This is a genomic window from Flavobacteriales bacterium, assembly GCA_016124845.1.
Taxonomy (GTDB): Bacteria; Bacteroidota; Bacteroidia; order UBA10329; family UBA10329; genus UBA10329.
Map to the genome: position 1 here is coordinate 19,452 of WGMW01000053.1, position 9,507 is coordinate 28,958.

At 48.0% G+C, this 9,507-nt stretch carries 5 protein-coding genes; 2 read left to right on the forward strand and 3 right to left on the reverse strand.

Annotation, left to right across the window (positions count from 1 at the left end; genetic code table 11):
- Positions 1 to 139 precede the first annotated feature (139 nt).
- Genes GC178_16980 through GC178_16990 form a run of 3 tightly spaced genes read right to left on the reverse strand, consistent with a single transcriptional unit; the run spans position 140 to position 6,356 of the window.
- Positions 140 to 679, reverse strand: a complete 540-nt coding sequence (locus GC178_16980) for a hypothetical protein (protein ID MBI1289263.1) — start codon at positions 677 to 679, stop codon at positions 140 to 142.
- Between the two features lie 2 nt (positions 680 to 681).
- Complete coding sequence (locus GC178_16985; GenBank protein ID MBI1289264.1) at positions 682 to 2,601, reverse strand: T9SS type B sorting domain-containing protein; 1,920 nt, start codon at positions 2,599 to 2,601, stop codon at positions 682 to 684.
- A 20-nt stretch (positions 2,602 to 2,621) separates the two neighbouring features.
- Entirely contained in the window at positions 2,622 to 6,356 is a 3,735-nt protein-coding gene (locus GC178_16990; GenBank protein ID MBI1289265.1) for a hypothetical protein, read from the reverse strand.
- A 1,890-nt stretch (positions 6,357 to 8,246) separates the two neighbouring features.
- Here GC178_16990 and GC178_16995 point away from each other — a divergent pair.
- Together GC178_16995 and GC178_17000 are read left to right on the forward strand one after the other, a co-directional pair.
- Positions 8,247 to 8,492: a hypothetical protein gene (locus GC178_16995; GenBank protein MBI1289266.1), complete on the forward strand. Its 246-nt coding sequence runs from the start codon at positions 8,247 to 8,249 to the stop codon at positions 8,490 to 8,492.
- Between the two features lie 122 nt (positions 8,493 to 8,614).
- Entirely contained in the window at positions 8,615 to 9,385 is a 771-nt protein-coding gene (locus GC178_17000; protein ID MBI1289267.1) for a hypothetical protein, read from the forward strand.
- The last annotated feature ends 122 nt before the right edge of the window (positions 9,386 to 9,507 follow it).

Sequence of the window (9,507 nt, forward strand, 5' to 3'; positions counted from 1 at the left end):
GTACCCATTGACTTCCTTGGAAGATGTCAGACCACTTGTTTCCATTTGTGACCATTGGACGTATTGCTCAGCGTTCGAAAATTGAACGTCCGCCCCGGAACAGCCAACCAATGACATGGCACTAAGAAAGGCCCACATTTTATTCATGAATACCTGAATATTGGTCATTCAACGCCTTCAACATGTCCTCCGTCAAATCATCGGCCTCCCTCCCATAAAGTATGTTGCCAGAGGTTGTAGTCGCTAAAATCATATCGTACCCATGGGTCTCTCCATATTTTGACGCAAAACTGTTTATCTGATTCAGCACTCCGGTCATCATTTTTTGATCTTGCTCGTCAATCCTCTGTTGCATATTTTGTTGATATTTTTGAACGTTCTCAAAAGATTGTTGCACCCTCAACTGTTGTTGCTTTCGCTCATCTGAATTTGCATCTAATTGGTTCAGTTTCATCATCTCAGACTGATGGATTGATTTTAATGTATCCAGATTGGTCAGCATGACCGTTTTTTCTCTTTCGAATGCCCGTTGGGCTTCTCTTGTGCCCAAGTATGAATAAACCAATTCTGGAGTCTGGACATATCCAATACGTGGGACTGTATCATGCAAAACCAAGACGCTGATCAACGCAACAACAGACAGCAACAAACTCAATACGGTGAGCCAACCTTTATTCATAATCAATGCTTAAGAATGAACTGCCCATCAAAGACTTCCGTCTCATAGGTCACAGAATACAAATAACCTCCTTCATCAACGAGAACCCCGCCACTTAAACCATCCCATGATTCACTAATGTCGTTGGTTTGAAACACGGAAACCCCCTGTCGGTCAGTGATTTCAAGTGAGTAATAACTTGGAACGGATTTCCAGATCAATTGAAACACATCGTTTTTCCCATCGCCATTGGCGGTCATCAAAACACCCTGATAAAGCGTGCTCCCCATTAACAATGGAGAATCGTCTGGCATTTGTTCTGGTTCTCCATCCAGAAAAAAAGTAATCTGACCCGGTTTCGCATTGTAGAACCTTGATGACAAGGCAATGTTTTCAGTCGTAGTACCAAGGTCATCTACATCCACAAACGCCAAATCTGATATCTCACCTGAACTGTTAACGTTAAATGAGAATTCGGATTCTTCTGTAACTACTTCGGAACTTAACTTGATGGAAATGGCCCCGTTAGGCGTGTTCAGGTCGTAATTAAACGAAGCAATACCATCTTTTCCTGTGATGACCTCGTCAAACTGATCCGAGGTCACTCGCAAATGAAGCTCATCATTTACCAAGCTGTTTGCAAGACCACTAAAATCAATTTTCAAACTGGGCTCAAGGTCTATTGCGACAACATCTTGACCAACACATCCCTTATAGTCCCGAACTACCAATTCATAATCACCACCATAATAGAGCGGAGTATAGGGCATCTCCTGAGTGCCCCATAAATTACCATTTAAATACCACCTATAATCATATGGGGACTGACCACCCACCACAATTGGTGTATCTGCCAAATTTATTACCTGACTATAAAGCACAGAACGGTCATTTATTAGATTGAGCGTAATTTCCGGTGCAGCTTCCGATACTGCCAGAGATAACGGGCCGTAGTTGGTGAACGTGGTACTGGAGAAGGAAGCATTGAAGTCATCACCCGTAAGGGTCGAGATGCCTTGCGATACCCATTGTGTCCCATCCCAAACTACAACATCAACATCATTTGTGTTGGTTATCCCACAGCTATGAAGCGGGTCATAATTCAATGAAACACTTACATCTGGGCCTGATGCTTTTCTAAACTCCCAATAACCTGTTGTCGAGATTTCGCCAATCCCAGTAGCTTTTTGGGAATGCGAATACAGGTCATCTGAGTTCGACTCATGATAAACCGCTTGGTAAACCCCAGATGCGGACGGCTGCTCCAGGGAAATCGGCCTATAAAATCCCTTATCTCCAATGGGGAAGGTAAATGCCGAAGAACCAGCCTTACTTACTTGTCCTTGGACATAACTGTTGGTACTGCCACCTGTTACCGTAATCCCATCTTGAAGCACAAGTACATTTTGATCCGATTTGATGATTCCAGAACTTAGATTCAAACTCTCTGAAATCTCCAAGTCCGCATTTAACATAAGGTCTCCTCCTTGAAGGGTCAGGTTTTTAACCCCATCCGTTCCTTGGTATACTGGGTCATTTGCTGTTGACGGTATAAGCACCGCATCATTCTCACTGGGAACACCAAACGACTCCCAGTTAGCTGGATTGCCCCAGTCGTTAGATTCGGAGCCCGCCCAAACCATCTCGCCACAAGCGTTAACAATCTTTGCCAGAAAAAAACCGTTGTTCGTCAAACCTCGAGCTTTGAACCCTGGCTTTAGGGTTATCGCGGTTTCTGACTTGGTAACAACTTGAGCGTCTGCCATTACTTCATAGCTACTATTTTCTGATTCAGAAACAATGACATCTCCCGTTCCGCAAAACTGAATCAGACCTGAATTGACTGAAACCCCTTTGAGTGTATCCTGCCCGATAGCAGGGTTGGTGAAACCAACCACAACGGCCAAGGCAAAACAAAATGGAATAGACCTCATACTCTCCATATCCCTTGGAATTGTCACTATTATCGGTTCAATTCTTCGACAACTTTCTTCAACTGCTCATTCTCCTGTTTGAGTTCAAGCATGTAAAGCGTGAGCTCCTCGATTTTCCGTAGCAAGACGGCATCCATCTCACCAAGAGAGACCCCGTTCTCTTCAATCTCCTTGGCCGATGGGACGTCTGGAAGATGACCATTCTCAGAGATGAAGGTCCTGAGCTCATCCAATGAAAGCTTCTCATATTCGCTTTCGAAGACATAGTCTGGCCAATTGGTTGAAAGTTGTACTTCAACTTCTTCCGCGATTATCTTACCAGCAACGCCCAAAGCGTATCCCTGAGGAACGATGTCCGTGCCAATTCCAACCTGAATGTCTGAACACACATGAACCAAGGATGTATCATTCACCCACCGTCCACGAATAACCTCATTGGTGTCAGCACAAGCAAATCCTGATGATGAGGTATTCGTTCCGTCACAACAAGAATTCGGTTTCTCCAAAAAGAACTCTTCTCCTCCGAAACAGCCCAGCTCATCGCGGGCAAAGCCAGCGTACATGACACTTCCGCTCAGGCCGCCCTGCTCTGCAGCGGTACCGATGATAAAAGGAAGCCCTCCGTCAAAAAGTTCCGTGGGATCCACGTCACCAGCATTTAGCCGCTCGAAAAAACTGGCTCCCTCAATGCGCAACTCGACATACTCCTCCGGCACTTGGGCCCACACATATTCCACATTGCCGTTGGCATTGGAAACCTGCATCTCGGCCTGTCCATCCGTGCAGGTCCCACAACCGATATAGTAGCCGTTAGGTTGTAGCGCGGGCATAACGGACACAAGTAACGGGTCCGGCTCCACAAGGTTCAAGCTATAGTTCTGTCCGCCACATCCGCTCATATCGCTGATGTTCACGTAATAATCCCCTGCATCCAAGGTATCTATTACCACAATAGTGTCGTTGGTGGTAAAGCGAATGCTGGATCGTGTGCCACTTCCGGAGGCATTTGTTCCGGAATAAGTGACATTTCCGCCTCCACCGATGTTGATGTCGATGGTGTAAGGTGGCGCACCATCATGCAAATTGACAACAATACTACCATCGCCTCCCCTACAACTGGCATTGGCATTGCCATATAATTGTGGCGAATATGCTTCGGCCCATAACTGTGGGCTGCTGTAAAGTGACTTGGTGGCCTGTGCCGTCTGCCCATTGGCATCCGTAACCGTGAGGTCGTATTGACCTTCCTCGTAAACCATGACCGTACTCCATGCATCGGCCAGCAAACCGCTCGGTCCGGTCCATTGGTAAGAGTAAGGAGGCGTACCCCCATTCACCATTGCATTGACGGTGCCGCTACCCATGCAGCTACCGTAACTCCCGCTGATCATCACCGACATCCCAGCTTGCGGCTGTGTCAACGTCCAACTTTTGGTGATGCTCTGCCCGGCATTGTCACTCACCGTGACCTCATACGTTCCGGCCGTTAGTCCGACTCGGTTCTTGTCCGTATTACCATCTGACCACAGAATGGTCTCCTGACTCATCTGACCATAAATATTCAGGTCGATCCATCCGTCATTGCCTCCATAGCTGCTGATGTTGTACCCACCGGCATACTGTGATAGCTGAGCACTTACACCAAGGCTGTGAAACCCGTCATGTGGAATGACCAACGCCTCATCACCTGTCATTTCATGACTGCACCCGATGGCATCCTCCATATACAGGGTATAGGCGGTATCTGCGTAGATTCCCGTGAATGTGGGACCGGTCAATGTCTGGGTGGCCGATGAAAGTGTCATGGCGTAAGGGGCAACACCTCCGCTGAAATTGACCGTTACCTGTGCGTCATTACAGGTATCGCAACTGAACAGTTGTCCATTGGAATAGGTGTACCATTGTGCATCTATCTGCACCTGGTCCGGAGCATTGATAAAGATCGAGTCGCGTTTGGTGCAACCGTTCCCATCCGTCACGATCACATTATACCACCCCCCCGTTGTGATGCGGATATCCTGCGTGAACTTGCCATTGTCCCAAAGATAGGAGTACGGCCCAGAACCCCCGAACACCTGAAGGTCGAGCAGTGTGGTGTCCTCCCCTGCGCAGCGTATCTGGTAGCCCTGCACATCGAAGGACGGGGTGATGGAAGTGGTGATTTCAGGGAATTCCTGCATCTGGTAGGACAATGAGACGGTGCTGTTACTGGCATCTGTAATGGTAACCGAATATGTTCCCGGAGACAGGCCGTAAATATCGTAGGTGGTGGCACCATCAGCAGATGCCGTACCATCGGTCGTACTCCATACATAAGAGTACGGTGGAACACCTCCCTGCGCAATCACACTTAGCTGCCCTGAACCCGTACCATAGCATCCCGTTCCAGAAGAATTCAAATAACCACTCAACGTTGTAGCAGGAGCCGTCAACGTAAAGCTCTTTTCGGCCTGCTCGGAGCTGACATCGGTCACCGTCACCGTATAGGTTCCCGCTCCCAAGCTATTCAGATCCTGTGTGGTAGCTCCATTGGCGGCAGTTGAACCATTGGATGTGCTCCATAGGTACACATACGGTGACGTACCACCAATGACCTGTAGATCGATCCAACCGTCCTCCACCCCATTTCCGCTCACCTGATATCCACCCGCATAGGAACTCATGGTACCCACCAGTTCGAGTGCGCTTGGGGGCGGGGTCACCTCCGGCATGGTGAAGCTATCAGTGACTGAGCATCCCATGGCATCGGTGATAGTGAAGGTGTAACTGTCACCCTGCGACAGACCTACCGCTGTTGCTGTGGCCTGCCCATTGCCCGTTCCGGTAATGGTTGTCCATAGGTATGTATAAGGAGAGGTGCCGCCACTTGGTGTCAACGTGGCCTGCCCATCATTACATGTGTCGCAACTAAAATTCTCTCCCGGCTGGTACTCATATAATGAGCCATAAAAGCCAAGTACATCCGGTTCTGTCACCAATAGGGAGTCGAAGCGCACGCAACCGTTCGCATCTTGCACCCGCACCGAATGCATTCCCGCCATGGCAGCCGAGAGATCCTGCGTAATGGCACCGTTGCCCCAATTGTAGATGTACGGACCAACCCCACCCGACACCGAAAGGTCAAGAACGGCCGTTCCCCCGTGACATGCAATCGGCTGCGTAACCTCAAGATTTGTGAGGAGGGCCGATGGATCAACTAGGATGATGGTGCTGGTATCGCGGCAGCCGTTGGTTCCAGTTACCACCACTTGGTATGAGCCTTGAGAAAGCCCCCCGATGTTGGGAACCGCATCCCCAGTGTTCCATGCATAGCTGTACGGACTGACACCTCCGCTCACCGTACTGCTTATCTGACCATCCGTGCCATCCTGGCAATGCACATTGAATCCGTTATATACGGGACTATAGAGCGAGACTGAAAGGTCGGCCGGTGCATTCAATACCACATCAAGCGTATCGGAATCTCCCACCGAATCAGTAACAATGACCCTGTAAGTTCCTGCGGTCAGGCCAATAAGGTCTTCCGTAGTGGCTCCATTGGCAGCCACGGCCCCATTGACCGTTGACCAAAGAAAGCCGTAAGGCGTGCTTCCACCCGAGACAGAGAGATCAATGGAACCATCATCTGCTCCCGAACAGGAAACTGCATAGCCGTTGTGATTGGAAACGATTCCGGAAACGGCAAGATCTTGCGAGCGACCCGCTTTACTGCATATTACTACCGATAAAACTATGAACAGGGTCTTAGTCACTTTTGAACGCATGTGGTTTTATTTTATTGATGTCCGTTTTAAGCACCCCAACAGCACCCACCTTTTGCTAACCGATACTATGGTAGACCCTCAACAAAACTTAGGGAACATATGAGACCACGATATTATTATAATATTGGTAACGTGCCAATTTATCGCGGTTAACACTTATTAACAATTCATGATTTTAAGAACAAACATTGTTGAAAACACGTGTCAGGTAATGATTTGTTAACGAACCGATATTCTCGTGTTGAACCCAACTAAACAAATTACCATCAAACTCAAACTTCCCATGCATCATACTAGAAAACTGACCCACTATGTCCGGCAAACGTTCTGAACTGACTCATCGTGTTACTTTCTAATCTCGTTTTCTCCGCATCCGCTGTGGCATATGGCACAAAGTGATTGAGCCATGTCGCAGCTGCCAAGGAAATCGGTGTTTCCAGCAATGTTCCACTTTGGAATGACACAGCTCCTATTTGAAAAACCGACCGTTGCAACAGCGGCATTCATTGACTGGAATCGGAGAATGGAGTTTCCCTGAAAACATTGCGAATGCACGGGCGTTTGACCATTTCAATGTCAGGCACAGCAGTCAATAAGTTTATGCAGATTACTTCATGAAGAAGGACACGCCCTTGACTATTAAAAGTTGAAGCTGGTTAAAGAAATTTGCGGTAAGCGCGAGGTGCAAGCATTTTAATTGCCATATCACCGATGGTAGGTTTGACCAAGAGATCAGTAGATGCTGGCCAATAATCCAGAAGAATGCACAAGTATGGAACAGAGCCGAAATATTGCTGTTCAATCTTGCAAACGCTGAAAACCAGCGTTCACAGCGTTTTCCCTACATCATAAAAGTTGTCAGAAAAACGCAAGTACCTGTATGTGACCCGAATAGTTGGGACCACCACCAATCATCTGATGAAACATACATGACTGGTCAATGTATACGCTGGGAACAGACGTGTCCAACAGATTCAGCAGTACCCCTGAAAATGATTCAACCAACGCTAAGTCGCATTAAACCGAACTCCCAACATCTCCAGTACTGGACCCGCAAATGACCGTGACCTTTAACAACTCTTCGCGACAACCGCGAAACGAAAATCACTATAACCCTTTTGCAAACGCGATGAACAGGCGTTTACGCGAATGTTTCGACCGCGCCATTAATGACGAGCCAAGAATGGACGGAACGATATTCAGAAACAAAGGCCGGATCTCTATCTCCGCAACAATCCTTATAAGAACTCGCTGTAAACGCGGGTAATTGGCGTTCACAGAAACTTTCACGCCTAACCAATACGTTAGAGGTTGGTGACGGTTCATTTGGAGACAACAAAAGACCACGGTTCTCTTGATTCGATCATCTACGACCCAACACTGGGGACAGAGAAGAAATTGCGCTGCAAACGCGATGAACAGGCGTTTACAGACATTCTGAGAAGTTTTGCGAGGCCATTTTCGTTCTCAGCCTTTCGCAACGATGTGGAACTGGTGATCTTACATGTACGTGAGCGGAAAACGCTGGAAACAAGCGTTTCCAACGGATATCCGATTACGAATGAACGAGGCTTAGGTGACAAGTGAACACGAAGAGACCAACCACTCCTCGGGTCGGATTTTGCATGCTCGGAATCAAACAGGGAATTGCACTGTAAGCGCGGGGAACAGGCGTCCACAGCGCATTCCGATCAACAGACCCACGTATTCCAACCGCACCATACCAGTTACAATGATTTTGTTCTTACATGTACTGCTCAAACGCTCTGTAAACGCTGCCATTAGGCGTTCACAACGAGTCCGACCCTCTGGGCGAAATAGGGTCAATGGAGCATATATTGTACAACATGGGAGTTCTGAAATGTCGATAGTGCCCCGTTGGTGTCCACCATGATCAAAAGACCTTATGGAAACGCCTGTTTTCAGCCTATCCAGCGTGTCAGAAATGACCGGAACTTACCACTGGACGAGGTTCTGTCGGCCTTCTGTGCCACCAATTTCCAAAAAGACCGAAAAAACACGCTGAAAGACCGCGAATCCGTGCCGATTCTCGTGGAAGGTAGCGGTAAGATCTTCCGCCAAATTCCGCGTTGCCGCGACACTTTCCGCGCGACCGCTCGCGACCACGCCACTTGAAGTGATACTTTAAGTGACTGTTTATTGTTTGAAATATTATTCCTTATTCAATAAATCGGGAAATTAAACTCAAATTGTCGCGGTGTCAGAAATGACCACACTTTACTACTTATATTTGACTCATGATGGTGGTCAAATGGTCTCAGGTTCTGAAAGTTGTCGTTCATGTCCTATCTAGTGACAGGAAAGGATTGCCGGAACGTGCGGAGCGATCGGTGACGTTGCTATTGGACAGGAAGTATTCTATTCAGGATGCCGGTATCGGTCCCGAACAGGTGGCGTTTTGGAAGAATGAGGGAATGTTACCCCGCTCTTTCAACATGGACCGAGTTTACTTTTCCCAGGTCATCTGGTTGAGGTTTCTGGAGTCCTTCAATAGAACCGGAATCCAAGATAATGTGATAAAGGGATTAATGGGGACGGTGGGTCTTGATGGAAGATTCCTCCAACAGGTGATCCGTCACATCTTCATGTCCACGCCTTTAAAACGATTGTTCGGCATTTCCAACGGGTCACAGGGTCTGGCTCTGTTGTCCAAGGAACTGGTGGATGGGCTTCAGAGACGACTTGCCCAGCTGACCGTTTTTGACGTTCTGACGCTTCTCAGCTTTGCCGCTGACACCCCGGTCTGTCTGTTGGTCACGCCACAGGGCGGGATTTCGGCATATGTTCCCACATTCATGGGCCATGATGCCGATGGAACCGTGGAAGGCATGATGGCAGATGCACATACGTGCTTCCCGCTACATCGGTTGGCCGAGGGATTGGACACGCCTATCCCAGTGGCAAAAAACGGGAATCTCGTATCCATCTCTGTTGAGGAGCGTGCATTGATCTCTACCATCCGTCAATCGAACAGACGTTCTTCGGTCACTGCTGTAAAAGTCAACTAATTCGGTAACAAAACTTTAGGTTTCTGTTATGCGAATAAACACCAATGACATGACCCTTCAACGGAACTACCTGGAGAAGTTCCGTTTTCTGATAAAGGAGTATGAACAGGTCAAAGCAAAGG